The organism is Jannaschia seohaensis (genome assembly GCF_900116765.1).
Taxonomy (GTDB): domain Bacteria; phylum Pseudomonadota; class Alphaproteobacteria; order Rhodobacterales; family Rhodobacteraceae; genus Jannaschia; species Jannaschia seohaensis.
This window is the reverse complement of record NZ_UETC01000009.1, coordinates 62,041-78,567: the sequence shown is the minus strand read 5'-3', so window position 1 is coordinate 78,567 and position 16,527 is coordinate 62,041. Positions and strand designations below refer to the sequence as shown.

The following is a 16,527-nucleotide window of genomic DNA, read 5'->3' as shown; positions in this document are numbered from 1 at the left end:
GTCGAACGCCGCGCTCAGAGCCAGGGCGGGCGCGCGGTCGGCGCGCGGCCCGTGCAGGCCGCCTCGGCGCAGGCGTCTAGCGGCGCCAGACGCACGCGGCGGCCATGCAGACCGGGGCCGTAATGCGCGTATTTGCCGGAATTCGTCAGCACCTCACGCGCAGCGGGCGGAAAGACCGGCTCCGAAATCGAGCACCAGCAGAGATCCGGCACCACGCGGACGCCCGCTTGCAGCAGGCGCGGCATCACGCCCTCCCGGCTGGCCACACGGGCCACGTCCCGCCCGACCGTCACCAGGCAGTCGATGGCGCAGCGCGCCCCGTCCAGGAGATCCGCCAGGCGCCGCATCTCCGCCAGGGACGCATGGGGCGAGCCGATGGCGACCAGATCCACCGCTTCCGGCCCCGCGGCCAGCCGGTCCCAGCCCGCGCGCAAGCTGTCTCGGTCAATCCGGACCACCGGGCCAGGCCGCTCCTCCGCGCCCGAGGCGAGGCGCAGCATCGGCGCGGCCGACGTCGTGCCGAAGGCCGCGCAGAGGGCCTTGAGATCGTCGGGCGACCGGTCCGCCGCCTCCAATCCGGTGACCAGCGGCACGCGGTCGGGCGCCGCCCGTCCGATCAGCCAGCCGAGCAGCGGCCAGATGGCATCTTCCGCCCCCTCCGGCCAGTCGACCGCCACCGTCATCTGGGGCGCGCGCGCCGCCTCCGCATACATGCCTGCCAAGGGCACGCGGCCGGTGACGGCGGCGCAGAGGTCCATGAAGTCCGGCAGCTTGGCGGTCCGGGCGCCCAACACCGAATTCGCATAGATTACCGCGTTCGACTCGCCCCAGGCGACCGCCTCGCCCTCGGCTGGCGCGTCCTCCAGCAGGTAGGGCGCGCAGGTGAAGCTGGGCCGCGCGCCCATCTCGACATAGGCGTCGGCGAGGCGGGCGGCAGGGGCGCCCACCGCCTCGGCCACGCCTTGGGCGCGCCAGCCCTCCCGGTCGACCGAGATCGCGTTGGTCGTCGTCGGCACCCGCACCTTCGCGCCCATCGCCACCATCGCCTCGGCGAAGCGAAGGAAGGCGGGCGCGGCGTGGATGCAGCCGTCGATATGGGCGCGGGTGATCGGGATCAGGCGAGGCGCGCCTTGAACGGCGGCCAAGGCGACCAGGACGCGCATGGCGAAGGCGGGCGCGGGGCCTTCGGCCCCGTCCAGCATCGCGCGATCTTGCGGCGAGAGCTCCAGGGCATCGGCGCCCCCGGCGCGGAGCGGGATCGCTTCCCCGTCGGCGGTCAGGGTCGCCCCCTCGATCCGGAGATCGTCCGCCCGCGCGACCTGGGCGAACGCGCCCGGCTCCAGCCGGACCACCGGGAGGGCGAGCCCGAACAGCTCTGCCGCGACCAGCGCCCCGGTCGTCGCCACGTCCTCTGCGTCGCGGAAGACCAGCGCGGCGGGCGCCCGTCCCGTCAGCGCCAGTTCCAGCAGCACTCCGCTCCCGGTGCAGGAGCCGCGGGTGCCGGGCAGAACCAGGACACAGCCGGACACGCACTCGCCCCGCTGGGGGTGGAAGGCGTCCACGATCCGGCCCGTGGCAGGGTCCACCCCGCCCCAGAAGCTGATCGGCTCGTCCAGGGCCAAGACCGGGCCGGAGGCGAGGCCCGGGACGACGAGACGGTTCATCTATGCCACCACGCGCCGGTTGCCCCGGAACGGCCATTCCCGGTCTCGACCCCGGGGGAGCGGCCCGTCTCCCCGGGCCTTCGGGACATCGTCCGGCGCATCAGTCGAGCACATAATCCACGAACTCCGTGCGCTGGAGCGCGCGGAGATTGTCGTCGGCAAGGAAGGTCACACGGCGGCGCCCCGCCACGTCGCGCCAAAGCGCCAGCCCCTCCAGATTGTCATGCTGGCCCAAAGTGCTCTCCATCTCCAACCGCTCATCCCCGCCGGTCAGGTCGAAGCTGCGCAACCTCGTGCGGAAGCCAATCAGCGCGAAGTCCCGCTCCAGCAGATACAGCCGACCCTCGAAGACATCGGCCCCCGCCACCAGATAGCGGCCGTCGCGGCGCAGAGTGAAGGGCTGGTCCCACACTCCGTCGCGGAAGCGCCAGCACGGGAAAGGACGGTCGATCCGGCCCGACCTCTCGGGGATGGCATAGAGCGTGCCGTCCGGCGCAGCGGCCAGCGCCTCCAGCCCCGCGTTTTCCTGCAACCCGAGGAACGCCTCGGGGCGCGGCATTCGGTCCGGGGCGGCGTCGAGCGCGGAATGGCGCATGACGCGGTGGATGCCCTCGAAGGCGATGAACCAGGTATCGCCCACCCGGGCTATGGCCTCGGCATCCGTCTCGTAGCCGCGCAACCGCCGCCCCGTGGAATGCAGAAGCGGCCCGCGAGCCTGAACCTCGACGCCGCTGACCGCCCCGGCGGCATCGCGCGAAAGCTGCCCGCGCACCCAGCTGCCCCGATCCGAAAGAGCCACGAAGTCGCGCCCCTCCGGTCCGAGCCAAAGCGCCGAGAACCCGCCCGCGCCATGCCAGTTCGGGCGCCAGGTGTGGCTGCCCAGGTAATCGGCGGCGAGGGCGGGGGCGGCGGCGAGGGCTGCGATCAGCGCGCCGGCGCGGAGAGAACGGAGGCGCATTGCTGCGGCAGGTTCGCCATCGTCAGCTCGCGGCGCGGGCTGGGCGGCGGTGCGTTGGGGTCGGGCGGGGGTGGGTTGAGGATGTTGTTCACCCAGTCCTGCGCTTCGGCGCAGCCATCGCCGGGCGGCGGCGCGGCCTGATCCTCGCAGTTGCGGGCGCCGCGCGGGCAGGCGATGCGCACATGCATGTGATAGTGATGCCCCCACCAGGGCCGCACCTTGCGCAGCCAGCTCCGGTCGCCGGTCTCGTCGTTGCACATCTGAACCTTGGCGCCGGGGAAGATGAAGATGCGCGCCGTGCGCGGATCCTGCGCGGCTTTCTTGACCAACTCGTGCTGACCGCGGGACCAATTCGAGTTGACATAGGCCCCCTCGGCCCGGCGCATCGAGATGGCGGAGATCTCTTCGCGCTCCCGGCGGCTCAGGGTCATGTCGGTCGCCGGATAGAGCCAGATATCGGCGTCCAACCCGATCTGATGAGACCGATGGCCCGTCAGCATCGGCCCGCCGCGCGGCTGGCTCAGGTCACCCACATAGATGCCGCCCCAGCCGATCCGGTCCATGTGGCGGCCGATATCCTGCACCAGGTCGATCAGATCGGGGTGGCCCCAGTTGCGGTTGCGAGACAGGCGCATGGCCTGCCAACTCTGCCCGGTCTCCGGCAGTTCGACGAGCCCCGCCCCGCATCCCCGCGCGTAGGAGCCGTGCGGCTCCGGCCGGTGGTCGCTGGGCCGGTCGGCGGCGCCGAACAGCTCCTTGGCGAGCTGCGCCTGCGCAGGCAGCGCGATCAGCGCGATCAGGCAGATGAGGGCGGCGCGGACCATGTGTCGGACTCCCCTTTGGGTCGCACCCAGGCTAGCAGCACGAGCCCGGCGATGAACAGGCCCGCCACAGGCAGATAGCCCAGCCGTGCCGAGCCCGTGACTTCCGTGCCGATCCAGATCATCGCGGGCGCCAGGAACGCCGTCGCCTTGCCCGAGAGGGCGTAAAGACCGAACGCCTCGGTTGGCCGCGCGGGGTTGGCATGCAGCGCCATCATCGTGCGCGAGGCGGCCTGCACCACGCCGCCCGCGCCGCCGATCACCGCGCCCGTGACATAAAGCAGCATGTCCGGCGCGCCCGACCCCTCGGCCACCGGCAGGCCCAGCACCATCGTCCGGTCGGTAAAGCAGATGGCGAGCAGCGCGCCGGTCAGCGACAGGACCGCGCCGACGATCACGGGCTTGGGCCCGAAGCGCCGGTCCAGCCGCCCCCCGACCCAAGAGGCGATGGCCGCCGTGATCGCCGCGACAATGCCGAAGATCCCGATCTGGACCGTCGACCAGTCCAGCACCAGCCGCGCGTAGACGCCTCCGAACGCGTATAGCGCCACCAGCCCGTCGCGGTAGAGCATCGAGCCGAGCAGGAACGCCGTCAGCGAGGGACGGCCGGGCAGCGCGCGGACCAGCGTGACCACGTCGCCCACCGCGCCCCGCAGCGACAGCCGGCCCAGAGCGGGGGCGCGCGGCTCCCGCACCCAGAGGAAGAAGGGGATCATGAAGACCGCGAACCACAGCGCCGTGAACGGGCCGACGAAGCGCGTGCCCTCCCGCGCCTCCGGGTCCAACCCGAAAGGCGGCGGGTTCCCCAGCAGCGTCACGCCCGCCTCGTTCTCGGCGAAGACCAGCAGCATGATAAAGAGGGCCGCCACGCCGCCCGCATAGCCCAGCGCATAGCCCGAGCCCGAGATCCGCCCGACCTCGCCCGGCGGCCCGAGCGAGGGCAGCATCGCGTTGGTGTAGAGCGTCGTCATCTCCGCCCCCACCATGGCGAGCGCGAAGGCGATCAGCGCCAGCGTGGTCTGGCTGGCATCCGGCACCATGAGCCAGAGCCCCGCCGTGCCGACCACGTAAAGCACCGAAAAGGCCCAGATCCAGGGCATCCGCCGCGCCGCCCGGTCGGCCAGGGCGCCCATCACCGGCGCCGAAAGGGCGATGGCAACCCCGATCCAAGTCTGCGTCCCGGACCAGAGCGACTGCGCCGCGGCGTTGGCGGCGGCAGGGTCCAGACCGTCGGCCCGGTAGGCCTCGGCCAGCACGCCGGCCAGATAGGGACCGAAGACGAAGGTCAGGCACAGGGTGTAGAAGGGCTGCGACGCGAAGTCGAACATCATCCAGCCGCGCACCCGGCGGCGGAGGGCGGTGTCGGTCATGGCGGCTCCCCTGGCTTGCATCGACCTTGCGGGCAAGGCGCCCCACGCGCAACGTCTCTCGCGCGGCTAGGTGGTGGGCCGACATGAAACCGTCATACGCGACGCCCATAGGGTGCGTGTGCGCACGCACCGCCCCCCACCCCGTCGACGCCCAGGCCGCAGAACCACCCGCCTCCGACGCCGCGCACCGCCGTATCGGCACCGCCCCGCGCCGCCCCCCAGCGCCCACCGCTCTGGCGCGGCCCAGGGGAGCGACACGCCCGGCTGCGCGCCGCGCCCACAGCGGCGGGCGCCGGACGATGGAGTTCTCCCTAACTCTATCGTCCGACCCGCCGAAACAGGATGATGTCGTCACCCACGGCCTCATATTCACACCGCCAGAGCTTCACAGCGCCAAATCCTTTGCCGTTGACGTCACCCGCCAGGTTCATCGTCACCCCCATCCCGCGCGTCGGCCAGATCGCCCTCGATCGTCGAGAGCAGCCCCTCGTCCGGCTGCGCGGCCCGGTCGAGAGTTTGCCTATCGCCGACCCCGTATCCGTTGCCCGTATCCGTCGCTAAAAAGGCGAAGCCGGTCCAGCCGTGCCCATTCATGTCCCCCATGGCCCGGACCAACGCACCGAACCGGGAAATCACGTCCGACCCGTAGGGAACGCGGCGGCGCCCCCCGTCGCCATGACCGGGGCTCATCACGCGTGACCGTTGCGCGGACGGGAGCCGCTGCGTCTCGCCGCGCGGTGCCCCACTCCCGGGGGAGTGCCCGGCGCGACACATCCCACCAGCCCCCAACCGACTGAATGCACTGCGATTTGGGGTGGGCCGCTTGCGGCGACCAACGCGCAGCGCCTATGGTCGGCCCCGTGTCGGGGCGCGTCCCCATCGATTTCGGAGCGCCCTTGTGACGAAGGACCCAAACCGCGGTCGCCCGTGGCTATACCTCTTGCCCGCGTTCTCCCTCCTCGCCCTGTTCGGTGCGCTGCCGATGGCGATCAATGCGTGGCATTCGCTGTTCGACGTCTTCACGCTGGACAGCAAGCTCTGGGTCGGCCTCGACTGGTATAGGGAGATCCTGACCTCTGCCCGCTTCTACGAAAGCTTCGGGCGCAGCCTCGTCTTTTCGGCCGCCGTCCTCGCGGTGCAGGTGCCCCTGGGCCTGCTGATCGCGCTCAACCTGCCGCGCGCGGGCTGGCTGCGCTCGCTGGGGCTGGTCCTACTGGCGGTGCCGCTGATGGTGCCCTGGAACATGATCCCGATGATCTGGCTCAGCCTGATCGACCCCGAGACGGGCCTGCTGGGCCAGGCCATGGCCTGGGCCGGGATCGATTTCGACCACAGGTTCAAGGCGCTGCACACCTGGATCCTTCTGATCGTGATGGACACCTGGCACTGGGTGGGCCTGGTGGCGATCCTGTCTTGTGCCGGGCTCGCGAGCATCCCTGCGGCCTATTACCAGGCCGCCGCGATCGACCGGGCGTCGCGCTGGCAGGTGTTCCGCTTCATCGAGCTGCCCCGGCTCCGGGGTGTGCTGCTGATGGCGGTGATGCTGCGATTCATGGACAGCTTCATGATCTATACCGAGGCGTTCGGCATCAATGCGGGCGGGCCGAGCGGCGCGACGACCTTCCTGTCGCTGGATCTCGGCGAGGAGATCAAGGCCTTCGATTACGGCCCCGCCGCCGCGCGCTCGGTCGTGTATTTCGCCATGACCCTGGCGATCGCCTTCGCCTTCTGGCGCGCGATGACCGCCGAGCGGGCGGAGGCGGCATGAAGCGGGTCTTCCAGACGTTGGGCTTCGCCGCGCTGACTTTGTTCGTGCTGCTGCCGCTGGTGCAGGTGGTGCTGCTGAGCTTCACCTCGACGATCACGCGCGAGGACGTCGTCCTGGGCAGCGCGACCTGGCTCAACTTCGCGAATGTTTTCGCCACCGAGCGGCTGGCCGCGTCGCTGGTCAATTCCACGATCTACGTCACGCTGAATGTGGGCCTTTGCATCGCCGTGGCGCTGCCGGCGGCCTATGCCTTTTCGCGCTACCGCTTCCGGGGGGCGCGGGCGGCGTTCTTTACCTTGATCGCCTTCCGGGTGACGCCGCCGGTGGTGCTGTCGCTGCCGGTGTTTCTGGTCTTCTCCGAGTTGAACCTGCTCAACACGCCCGTGGGCGTGGCGCTGGCGCATAGCATCTTCAACGTGCCCATCGCGATCTGGATCCTGGAAAGCTTTATCTCGGCCGTCCCGCGGCAGCTGGACGAGACGGCGTTCCTCGACGGCTACTCCACGCCGCGTTTCGTCGTGACGCAACTCTTGCCGGTGATCGCGCCGGGGATCGGGGTAACGGCGTTCTTCTGCTTCATGTTCTCCTGGGTGGAGGTCGTCTTCGCCCGCACCCTGACGGTGACCGACGGCAAGCCCATCACCACCGCCATCGGCAGCCTGTTCGGCTTTCGGACCGATATCGGGCTGGTGATGGCGATGACGGTGCTGTCGCTCATCCCAGGGCTGGTGATGATCTGGTTCGTGCGCAACCACATCTCGCGCGGGTTCACGGTGCGGGTGTAGGGCCGGAGAGGCTCGGAAGGACCAGGGCCCCTGCCAAGCCTTGCGCGAAACGGCATACGGCTCTGTCAGATGCGGCGCCTCGACGGGCCGCGCCTCGGCCCGTCGAGGCGCGCTTGGGGGCCCTTTGGCCGCGAGAGCCTCGCCTTGACACACCCCCCGCCCCCGGCCTATCCGGCGCACCGTACCCGGATGCCTTGCGCCTCCGGTCCCCGCGCCGTGCGGGGATCGCCCCCCGTCAGCGCGTTGCGCCCACGGGGGCGTTTGTGCATTCGCCGGTTGGGCCCCACATTGGGGTCGGCCACCTGAAGGAGAGACGCCGATGTTCGAGAGCCTGTCAGACCGCCTGGGCGGCGTCTTCGACCGCCTGACCAAGCAGGGCGCCCTGTCGGAGGACGATGTTCGCACCGCCATGCGCGAGGTGCGCGTCGCCCTGCTGGAGGCGGACGTCTCGCTTCCGGTGGTGCGCGACTTCGTCAAGAAGGTCACCGCCAAGGCCACCGGCGCCGCCGTCACCAAGTCGATCACGCCGGGCCAGCAGGTCATCAAGATCGTCCATGACGAGCTCAAGGCGATGCTTGCCGGCGAGGAGGGCATCCCGCCGCTCAAGATCGACAACCCGCCCGCGCCGATCCTGATGGTCGGCCTCCAGGGCTCGGGCAAGACGACGACGACCGGCAAGCTGGCCAAGCGCCTGAAGGAGCGGGACGGCAAGCGCGTGCTGATGGCCTCGCTGGACGTCAACCGCCCCGCCGCCATGGAGCAGCTCAAGATTCTCGGCACCCAGATCGGCGTCGACACCCTGCCCATCGTCATGGGCCAGAAGCCCGTCGACATCGCCAAGCGCGCCAAGCAGCAGGCGGCCCTGGGCGGCTACGACATCTACCTTCTCGACACCGCCGGCCGGCTCCAGATCGACCAGGTGCTGATGGACGAGGTCCAGCAGGTCCATGCCGCGGTCAACCCCCGCGAGACCCTCCTGGTGGTCGACGGCCTGACCGGCCAGGTCGCCGTCGAGGTCGCCGAGGAGTTCGACGCCAAAGTCGGCGTCACCGGCGTGGTGCTGACCCGGATGGATGGCGACGGGCGCGGCGGCGCCGCGCTGTCGATGCGCGCCGTCACCGGCAAGCCGATCCGCTATGTCGGCCTGGGTGAGAAGATGGACGCGCTCGAAACCTTCGAGCCCGATCGCATCGCCGGCCGAATCCTGGGGATGGGCGACATCGTCGCGCTGGTCGAGAAGGCCCAGGAGACCGCCGACATCGAGGCCCAGGAGCGCATGATGAAGCGCTTCCAGAAGGGGCTGTTCAACATGAACGACCTCAAGGGCCAGCTCCAGCAGATGGAGAAGATGGGCGGCATGGAAGGCGTCATGGGCATGATGCCCGGCATGGGCAAGATGGCCAAGCAGATGGACAAGGCGGGCTTCGACGACCGCATCCTGAAGCGCCAGATGGCCCTGATCGACAGCATGACCAAAAAGGAGCGCGCCAATCCCGCCTTGCTCCAGGCCAGCCGCAAGAAGCGCATCGCCAAGGGCGCGGGGCTGGAAGTGTCCGAGCTCAACCAGTTGCTGAAGATGCACCGCCAGATGGCGGACATGATGAAAAAGATGGGCAAGGGCGGGATGCTCAAGAAGGCCATGGCGATGATGACCGGCAAGGGCGGCGGGATGCCCGACCCGTCGCAAATGGACCCCGCCGCGCTGGAGGCCGCCTCCAAGCAGCTCGGCGGCATGGGCGGAATGCCGGGCATGGGCGGGTTGCCCAAGGGCATGAGCCTGCCCAAGGGCTTCGGGGGCAAAAAATGATCTCCTGCACCACCCGATACGAGATCGATCCCGACACGCGGCCGGAATTCGAAACCTGTGAGCGCGTCTGGCTGGCCGATATCCCCGTCAAGGGCGGGACGCGGCACGGCTATCACATGCTTCGTGAGAGGGAGACCGCGGCGTATCTGCACGCCCATGATCACGCCGAGCGCGGCAAGGGCATCGGCCGCGATGACCGCAACCTCACCCGGTCCGTCCGGGACGGCGCGTCCGCCGATGATCTGGTCCTGTGACGGCGGCCACGCATATCCCCACGCTCACCACCGAGCGTCTGACCCTGCGCGCCCCCGGCCCGCAGGATCTGGACGCCTTCGCCGGCTTCTACGCCTCGCCGGACTCCGCGCCCGTGGGCGGCCCCATTTCGCGGGCCCGCGCCTGGCGGTCCCTGGCCGAGGTGATCGGCCATTGGACGCTGCGCGGGTTCGGCCGCTGGATCGTCACCTGGACGGGCCGCGACGTCGCCATAGGCCTCGTCGGCCTGCACCGGCCCGACGACTGGCCCGAGCCCGAGATCGGCTGGACAGTCTGGGGAGACGGGCGCGGGAAGGGCGTCGCACAGGAGGCCGCCCGCGCCGCCCGAACCCATGCGTTCGAGACGCTGGACTGGCCGACCGCGATTTCCTCCTGCGCGCCGGACAACCCGCGCTCCGCCCGCGTGGCCGAACGGCTCGGCGCCCGTCGCGACGGGGGTTGGACCCATCCGGAGTTCGGCCCCTTCGACATTTGGCGTCACGACAGGCCTGCGGCATGACCGACCGTCTCGCCCTCACGACCGAGCGCCTTACGCTCCGCCCCCCGACCGTTGCCGATTGGGCGCCCTATGCCGCCTTCATGCGAACCGACGCCGCGCGCCACTTTGCGGGCCACCGCAGCGAGACGGCGGCCTGGCGCAGCTACGGTGCGATCATGTGGCACTGGATGCATCTGGGCTTCGGACCTTGGGCCGTGACCGAGACCGGGGACGACAGCTGCGTCGGCATCGTCGGCCCCAAACGCCCCGCCGGCTGGCCCGAGGGCGAGATCACCTGGATCGTCTTCGCCCCCGCCGCCGGGCGAGGCATCGCCGCCGAGGCGGCCCGCGCCGCGCGGCGGGACGCCTACGACCGGCTCGGTTGGACCACGGCGGTCAGCTATATCGAGGACGGCAACCACCGCTCCACCGCCCTGGCCCGCCGTCTGGGCTGCTCGGTCGACGCCGAGGCCCGGCTCCCCGGCGGACCGGTCCGCGCCTGGCGCCATCCCGCACCCGAGGTCGCGGCATGATCCCGACATTGACCAGCAAGCGCCTGACCCTCCGCGCCCCCGAGGCGCGCGATCACGCGGCCTATGCCGCCTTCTACGCCTCCGAGCGGAGCCACATCATCGGCGGCCCGCGGGACGAGACCGCCGCCTGGAAGGTGCTGGCCAACGATGTCGGTCATTGGCACCTGCGGGGCTTCGGCTGGTGGGCGCTGGACGACGGGACGGGCTGCATCGGCACCTGCGGCTTTCACCTGCCCGCCGGGCGGCCCGAGGTCGAGTTGGGCTGGTCGCTCTTCTCCGCCACAGGCCAGGGCTACGCCACCGAGGCGGGGCGGGCCGCCCTCGCCTGGGCGCGGGAGACGCGCCAACCCTGGCCCCGCATCGTCAGCCATATCGACCGCGGCAATACGGCGAGCCAGAGGGTCGCCGCCCGGCTCGGCGCACGGGACACGGAGGCCTCTCCGGCCCACGACCCGGACTGCACCATCTGGGAGCATGCCGCATGATCCCGGTCCTCACCACCGACCGCCTGACCCTGCGCGCACCCACGCTCCAGGATTTCGAGGCGCTGGCGGCGTTCTACGCCTCCCCGCGCTCCCGTTTTGTCGGCGGGCCGCTCACGCGGGAGCTGGCCTGGCGCGCGCTCGCGCAGGAGGCGGGGCACTGGCAGCTGCGCGGCTACGGCCGGTGGGTGGTCGAGGCCGCGGGCGCGCCGGTCGGCATGGTCGGCCTCTGGTTCCCCGAGGGCTTCCCCGAACGGGAGATCGGTTGGGACTTGTTCGACGGCCATGAGGGCAAGGGCTACGCCACCGAGGCGGCCCGCGCGGCCCGCGCCTATGCCTATGACGTGCTCGGCTGGCCCACGCTCGTCAGCCTGATCCGGGACGGCAACGACGCCTCCGCCCGCGTGGCCCAGCGCCTGGGCGCAGCCCCGGACGGCCGCTTCACCCATGAGCGCTTCGGCCCCGCGACGGTCTGGCGCCATCCCGCCCCCTCCTCGGAAGCGGCGCGATGATCCGTCCCGTCCCCACCGCCGTCCTGCGCAGCGAGCGCCCGACCCCACGCGCCGCGATGGCCTCCGGCTGGCCGAGCCTGCACGGCTTCACGGGATCGGCCCGCGCCCGTTGGGCGGACGCTCCCCTGTACGGTACCGGGGCCTGGCGAGTTCTCCGCAGGACCGTCGATCATGGGGAGGGCCGCGGCTTCGGGCGAGTCCTCCACCACCGGCCCGACCGACGGAACGGCCGGCCCCTCCGAGCCCCCGCCTCCAAAAACCCGCGCAACACCGCCCAGGAGGCGCGTCTCCCGCATCACGGGTTCCCAAATACTCAAATCCCGTCCGCGCCCCACGCGGAGCCCAGGCAGCGGCGCGCCCCGCATGCCGCCGCCCCTGCGCGGGGCCCCCATCGACAGCACGCGCCGGACTGCGGCCCGCGCCGGGCCGGCGGGGGCTCGATGCCCCTGCCGGGCCGCCCCCTGCGGCGGGGGTGCCGATGATCGCCCCGCTGACCATCCCCGTTGTCCCCGCCGCCGCCGCCCAGGCCGCGGCGCTGGACGCCGTCGTCCCGGTCCTTCGGACCGAACGCACGATGCTGCGCGCGCCCCGCCTGACGGATTTCAGCGTGCTGCATTCCATCACCGGCTCCGACCGCAACAGTTTCGAGGGGGGGCCCTCCACCCCCGAAGAGAGCTGGGCCGACTTCTGCGCCATGACGGCGACCTGGCTCCTGCGCGGGCATGGCATGTGGACGCTGGAACATGACGGCGCGGCCGCGGGCTTCATTCTGATCGGAACCGAACCCGGCGACCGCGAGCATGAGCTCGGCTGGCTCATGACCGCGGAGTTCGAGGGCCGCGGCCTCGCGACCGAGGGCGCCCAAGCGGCCCTGGCCCATGCCCGCGACGTCCTGACCCTGCCGTCGCTCGTCTCCTACATCCCGCAGGGAAACACGCGCTCGGAGCGCATCGCGGCCCGGCTTGGAGCGCAACCGGACGGAACGCTCCTTCACGGCACTGTCACAGTCTGGCGGCATTGGGGAGCGGGGGCATGATCGCTCAATCTTCCCTCACGGTCATCGAGCGGGGCACGCCGCGCGCTCCGGCAGCGAGACGTGACGCGGAGACCGGCATCCTGCCCGACCCGCGCGATCGGGACAGCACAGCCGGAGAGGATCCGATGATCCCCACGCTCACGACGGACCGTCTGATCCTTCGGGTGCCCGAGCTTGCGGATTTCGACGCCTATGCCGCCTTCCGCGCCGATGCGCACGCGATGGCCTGGCTCGGCGGTCCCATCGATCGGGAGGCCGCCTGGCACCAGTTCTGCGCGCTCCTCGGGCAATGGCGGCTCAGGGGCCATGGCCGCTGGATCGTCACCCGCCGGGAGGAGCCCACGCCGCGCGGACTGGTCGGCCTCTTCGAGCCGATTGACTGGCCCGCGGTCGAACTTTCTTGGGCGACCTTTCCCGGCTCCGAAGGCCATGGGCTCGCCTACGAGGCCTCGCGCGCCGCACGACGCTGGTGGCACGCACAGGGCAAGCCCGCGCTCGTCAGCCACGTCGCGCCCCGGAACACCCGCTCCGTCGCCCTCGCGCGCCGCCTGGGCTGCACGCCCGGCGAGACGATGCCCCACCCGACCTATGGCGAGACCGTGCGTTGGCACCACCCCGAAGGAGAGGCGGCATGACCCGTGCGAAGATCCCGTTGATCGAAACCCGCCGCCTGGTGCTGCGCGCGCCCGAGCCGGAGGACTATCCCGATTTCAAGGCGACCTTCGCCTCCTACCGCTCGCGCTTCATGGGCGGGCCGCTCACGCCCTATGAGGCCTGGATGCTCTACGCCGCCGAGATCGGCCATTGGGACATCCGCGGCTTCGGCATGTGGATGATCCACGCCAAGGCCGACGACCGCACCCTGGGCATGGCCGGCGGCTGGCAGCCCGCAGCCTGGCCGGAGCGGGAGCTGGCCTGGATCATCTGGCCCAAGGAAGCCGGCCAGGGGTACGCGCTGGAGGCCACGGATGCCGTGCGCCGCTATCTCTACCGCACCGGCTGGGAGGGGGCCGTGAGCTATGTCGGCTCCCGCAACCTCGATTCCATCCGTCTGTGCGAGCGGCTCGGCGCCAAGCGCGACCCCGAGGCGCAGACCATCGCCGGCGACGACCTCGTCTACCGCCATCCCAGCCCGGCCGAGCTCGCCGACACGCGCCTTTCCTGGGCCATCGCGCGCGAGATCGAGCACTATGCCGACCCCAAGCTCAGCCCGGAGGGCATGCCCGTTGACTGACGCCGCAACCCGCATTAGGCACCCGCACCGCCCCGCAGGGATCATCCGACCATGACCGAGACCGACACCGCCGCGCGCGCCGCCGCTCTGCTGGCCGAGCACCGCGCCTCCATCGACCGCCTCGACGCGGTCCTCGTCTACACGCTCGCCGAGCGCTTCGCCCACACTCAGGCCGTGGGCAAGCTGAAGGCCGAGCACGCTCTCCCGCCCTCCGATCCCGATCGGGAGGCCAAGCAGATCGCGCGCCTGGAGAGGCTCGCGACGGAGGCGGGGCTGGACCCCTCCTTCGCCAAGGAATTCCTCGCCTTCATCATCGAGGAAGTCATCCGTCACCACCGGAAACACCAATCGTAGGGCGGGGTTGACCCCGCCACCCCACCTGCCAATCGAAGGAACAAGATCCATGGCCATGAAAATTCGTCTCGCCCGCGGCGGCTCCAAGAAGCGCCCGCATTACGCCATCGTCGCCGCCGACAGCCGGATGGCCCGCGACGGCCGCTTCATCGAGAAGCTCGGCACCTACAACCCGCTGCTCCCCAAGGACAGCGAAGACCGCGTGAAGATGAATGTCGAGCGCGTGCAGTACTGGCTGGGCCAGGGCGCGCAGCCGACCGACCGCGTCTCCCGCTTCCTGGAGGCCGCCGAGCTGGCGCCCAAGAAGACCCGCGCCAACATGAAGAAGGCCGAGCCGGGCAAGAAGGCGCAGGAACGCGCCAAGGAGAAGGCCGATAAGGCCGCCGCCGCGGCCGCTCCCGCCGAGGAAAGCGCGGAGTAATCGCGCGCTTCGGAGTTCGGACCGGGGGCCAGGCCGCTCGGGCTTGGCCCTCGATCCCCCGGAGGATTTCCGGCCAGAAGAAGACGCATGGGTTTCCTGATCGAGATCGCGTCGGGCGGCTTCCCGGGTCGGCCAACCCCTCCATGAGGCTCCAATGGCCCATCTGACCCTGGCCCCCCTGATCCTAGCGGTGCTTTTCGCCGTGATCGGGTCGGCCCTGTCCCTGCAATCGGAACATCCGCGCGCGCGGCTGATCGGTCTGGGCCTCCTGGCCGGGGCCGCGATGCTGGTCGCCATCGCGCTGCTGACTTGACCGGTCGCGCGTGGCGCGCAACCGTCCCGTCCCGACACAAGCGAGAGGCCCCATGAAGGATCACGTCTGCCTCGGCGCCGTCACCGGCAGCTACGGCGTGCGCGGCGAGGTCCGCGTCAAGAGCTTCTGCGCGGACCCGTCCGCCATCGGCGATTACGGCCCTCTGACCGGCGATGACGGAAAGACCTACACGGTCACCGTGCTGCGCCCGGTGAAGGGCGGCTATGCGGTGCGCCTGTCCGGCGTGCCACACAAGGAGGCCGCCGACGCGCTGCGCGGCACGCGCCTATGGGCACCGCGGGCGGCCTTGCCGGACTTGCCCGACGACGAGTTCTACCATTCCGATCTGATCGGCCTGGAGGCCTACGACACCGGCGGCGCGCCTCTGGGCCGGGTTCACGCCGTCCACGACCACGGCGCCGGCGATCTGCTGGAGTTGCGCCCGAAGGGCGGTGCGCCGGTCCTGATCCCCTTTACCCGCGCGGTCGTCCCGACCGTCGATCTGGCCGCCAGGCGACTCGTCGTCGACCCGCCGGCGGGCCTGCTGGACGAGGACGACAAGGGCTAGAACCGGAGAGGATGGGGGCGCCCGCCCCCGAAGCGCCGTCGCGAAAGAGACCCGCAGCCTCCGCCCGAACGGGGGTCCACTCCCGGTGCCGTCACCGCCTTCGCGGCATTCCCCGCAGGGACGCCGATCCGGCGTCACGCGTCTAAGGACCGAGATCCCCGTTATGCCCGCGCGGCGCATCGGCCCTGTCGCCGATCGGCGGTTGCGCCGTGACGACCTGGTCCTTCCACCCTTCCGCCCTCCGGACCTCCGGGGTAAGCCGGGGACATGGAACCCCCCGCCCGCTCCCACGGAACCAAGCAGATCCGGCTCACCGCGCAGCCCCGCGACCTGATGGCCGAGACCGCCCGCGCCGGTGCTTGGACTGCCAGCATCGTGACGCTCTTTCCCGACGCCTTCCCAGGCACGCTGGGCCTGTCGCTGACGGGCAGCGCTCTCAAGGCCGGGCTCTGGGATCTTCGGGTCACCGATCTGCGCCGCTTCGGACTGGGCAAGCACCGGAATGTCGATGCTCCGCCCGCGGGCGGCGGCCCGGGCCTGGTGCTGCGCCCGGACGTGGTCGGCCCGGCCCTGGACGAGGCGCGCCTGCCCGGCCCCCTCGTCTATCTCAGCCCCCGCGGCACCCCCTTCACCCAGGCCACCGCGCGCCATTGGGCCGCCGCGCCCGGCGTCACCCTGCTCTGCGGCCGGTTCGAGGGCGTCGATCAGCGGGTCATCGACCATTACGGCCTGGAGGAGGTGTCGCTGGGAGATTTCGTCCTGACCGGCGGCGAGATCGCGGCGCAAGCGATGCTGGACGCCACCGTGCGGCTGCTCCCGGGGGTGCTGGGCAACGCGGCCTCCACCGAGGAAGAGAGCCATTCCGCCGGTCTGCTGGAGCACCCGCAATACACCAAGCCCGCGGAGTGGCGCGGCCATGGCATCCCTCCGGTCCTGACCTCGGGAGACCACGCGAAGGTCGCCGCCTGGCGCCGCGCCCAGGCCGAGGCGCTGACGCGCGCGCGCCGGCCCGATCTATGGGCCAAGCGGGGCGCCTGACCCCTTGCGCGGCGGGCCGTGTGGCGCTAATGCACCGGCGATCCAGGACCGCCCCCCGCATGGGGGCTGTCTTGTTTTCAGCAAAGAACAGCCGGTCCGCCGAACGGGCCAG

At 70.9% G+C, this 16,527-nt stretch carries 21 protein-coding genes; 16 read left to right on the top strand and 5 right to left on the bottom strand.

What is annotated here, in order from left to right:
- Positions 1–14: 14 nt before the first annotated feature.
- From lhpI to DTQ71_RS16520, 5 genes are all read right to left on the bottom strand, one after another.
- Entirely contained in the window at positions 15–1,664 is a 1,650-nt protein-coding gene (gene lhpI, locus DTQ71_RS16540) for a cis-3-hydroxy-L-proline dehydratase (protein ID WP_109565408.1), read from the bottom strand.
- 100 nt (positions 1,665–1,764) lie between these two features.
- Positions 1,765–2,622 carry an esterase-like activity of phytase family protein gene (locus DTQ71_RS16535; RefSeq protein WP_109565407.1) on the bottom strand — a complete coding sequence of 286 codons (858 nt, stop codon included), beginning with the start codon at positions 2,620–2,622 and terminating at the stop codon, positions 1,765–1,767.
- Positions 2,589–3,446: a penicillin-insensitive murein endopeptidase gene (mepA, locus tag DTQ71_RS16530; protein ID WP_109565406.1), complete on the bottom strand. Its 858-nt coding sequence runs from the start codon at positions 3,444–3,446 to the stop codon at positions 2,589–2,591. Before mepA ends, DTQ71_RS16535 begins: the two co-directional genes overlap by 34 nt.
- Positions 3,419–4,813, bottom strand: a complete 1,395-nt coding sequence (locus DTQ71_RS16525) for an MFS transporter (RefSeq protein ID WP_109565405.1) — start codon at positions 4,811–4,813, stop codon at positions 3,419–3,421. The genes mepA and DTQ71_RS16525 overlap by 28 nt, the downstream gene beginning before the upstream one ends.
- A gap of 414 nt (positions 4,814–5,227) precedes the next feature.
- Positions 5,228–5,503, bottom strand: a complete 276-nt coding sequence (locus DTQ71_RS16520) for a hypothetical protein (protein ID WP_109565404.1) — start codon at positions 5,501–5,503, stop codon at positions 5,228–5,230.
- 250 nt (positions 5,504–5,753) lie between these two features.
- On the opposite strand from DTQ71_RS16520, the gene DTQ71_RS16515 reads away from it, so the two are divergent.
- The 16 genes from DTQ71_RS16515 (at position 5,754) to trmD (ending at position 16,415) form a co-directional block, all read left to right on the top strand.
- Complete coding sequence (locus tag DTQ71_RS16515; protein ID WP_245947617.1) at positions 5,754–6,581, top strand: carbohydrate ABC transporter permease; 828 nt, start codon at positions 5,754–5,756, stop codon at positions 6,579–6,581.
- Positions 6,578–7,366, top strand: a complete 789-nt coding sequence (locus DTQ71_RS16510; protein WP_109565403.1) for a carbohydrate ABC transporter permease — start codon at positions 6,578–6,580, stop codon at positions 7,364–7,366. Before DTQ71_RS16515 ends, DTQ71_RS16510 begins: the two co-directional genes overlap by 4 nt.
- A gap of 319 nt (positions 7,367–7,685) precedes the next feature.
- On the top strand, positions 7,686–9,173 hold the full coding sequence (gene ffh, locus DTQ71_RS16505; protein WP_109565402.1) for a signal recognition particle protein: 1,488 nt from the start codon (positions 7,686–7,688) through the stop codon (positions 9,171–9,173).
- Positions 9,170–9,427, top strand: coding sequence for a hypothetical protein (locus DTQ71_RS16500; protein WP_109565401.1), 258 nt, complete (start codon positions 9,170–9,172; stop codon positions 9,425–9,427). The genes ffh and DTQ71_RS16500 overlap by 4 nt, the downstream gene beginning before the upstream one ends.
- Positions 9,424–9,945 (top strand): GNAT family N-acetyltransferase, encoded by a 522-nt coding sequence (locus DTQ71_RS16495; RefSeq protein ID WP_109565400.1) that lies wholly within the window; start codon positions 9,424–9,426, stop codon positions 9,943–9,945. Before DTQ71_RS16500 ends, DTQ71_RS16495 begins: the two co-directional genes overlap by 4 nt.
- Positions 9,942–10,457, top strand: a complete 516-nt coding sequence (locus DTQ71_RS16490; RefSeq protein WP_109565399.1) for a GNAT family N-acetyltransferase — start codon at positions 9,942–9,944, stop codon at positions 10,455–10,457. The genes DTQ71_RS16495 and DTQ71_RS16490 overlap by 4 nt, the downstream gene beginning before the upstream one ends.
- Positions 10,454–10,942 carry a GNAT family N-acetyltransferase gene (locus DTQ71_RS16485; protein ID WP_109565398.1) on the top strand — a complete coding sequence of 163 codons (489 nt, stop codon included), beginning with the start codon at positions 10,454–10,456 and terminating at the stop codon, positions 10,940–10,942. The genes DTQ71_RS16490 and DTQ71_RS16485 overlap by 4 nt, the downstream gene beginning before the upstream one ends.
- Positions 10,939–11,451, top strand: a complete 513-nt coding sequence (locus DTQ71_RS16480) for a GNAT family N-acetyltransferase (RefSeq protein WP_109565397.1) — start codon at positions 10,939–10,941, stop codon at positions 11,449–11,451. The genes DTQ71_RS16485 and DTQ71_RS16480 overlap by 4 nt, the downstream gene beginning before the upstream one ends.
- Positions 11,452–11,929: 478 nt before the next feature.
- On the top strand, positions 11,930–12,487 hold the full coding sequence (locus DTQ71_RS16475; protein ID WP_109565396.1) for a GNAT family N-acetyltransferase: 558 nt from the start codon (positions 11,930–11,932) through the stop codon (positions 12,485–12,487).
- Positions 12,484–13,122 (top strand): GNAT family N-acetyltransferase, encoded by a 639-nt coding sequence (locus tag DTQ71_RS16470; RefSeq protein WP_245947615.1) that lies wholly within the window; start codon positions 12,484–12,486, stop codon positions 13,120–13,122. The genes DTQ71_RS16475 and DTQ71_RS16470 overlap by 4 nt, the downstream gene beginning before the upstream one ends.
- Positions 13,119–13,721, top strand: a complete 603-nt coding sequence (locus DTQ71_RS16465) for a GNAT family N-acetyltransferase (protein ID WP_109565395.1) — start codon at positions 13,119–13,121, stop codon at positions 13,719–13,721. Before DTQ71_RS16470 ends, DTQ71_RS16465 begins: the two co-directional genes overlap by 4 nt.
- Before the next feature lie 51 nt (positions 13,722–13,772).
- Positions 13,773–14,075 (top strand): chorismate mutase, encoded by a 303-nt coding sequence (locus tag DTQ71_RS16460; RefSeq protein ID WP_109565394.1) that lies wholly within the window; start codon positions 13,773–13,775, stop codon positions 14,073–14,075.
- Positions 14,076–14,124: 49 nt separating this feature from the next.
- A complete protein-coding gene (gene rpsP, locus DTQ71_RS16455) occupies positions 14,125–14,496 on the top strand; it encodes a 30S ribosomal protein S16 (protein ID WP_109565393.1) in 372 nt (123 codons plus the stop codon).
- A gap of 154 nt (positions 14,497–14,650) precedes the next feature.
- On the top strand, positions 14,651–14,809 hold the full coding sequence (locus DTQ71_RS23565; RefSeq protein WP_170125466.1) for a hypothetical protein: 159 nt from the start codon (positions 14,651–14,653) through the stop codon (positions 14,807–14,809).
- Between the two features lie 52 nt (positions 14,810–14,861).
- Entirely contained in the window at positions 14,862–15,377 is a 516-nt protein-coding gene (gene rimM / locus DTQ71_RS16450; protein WP_109565392.1) for a ribosome maturation factor RimM, read from the top strand.
- A 267-nt stretch (positions 15,378–15,644) separates the two neighbouring features.
- Positions 15,645–16,415, top strand: coding sequence for a tRNA (guanosine(37)-N1)-methyltransferase TrmD (trmD, locus tag DTQ71_RS16445; RefSeq protein ID WP_109565391.1), 771 nt, complete (start codon positions 15,645–15,647; stop codon positions 16,413–16,415).
- Positions 16,416–16,527: the final 112 nt, after the last annotated feature.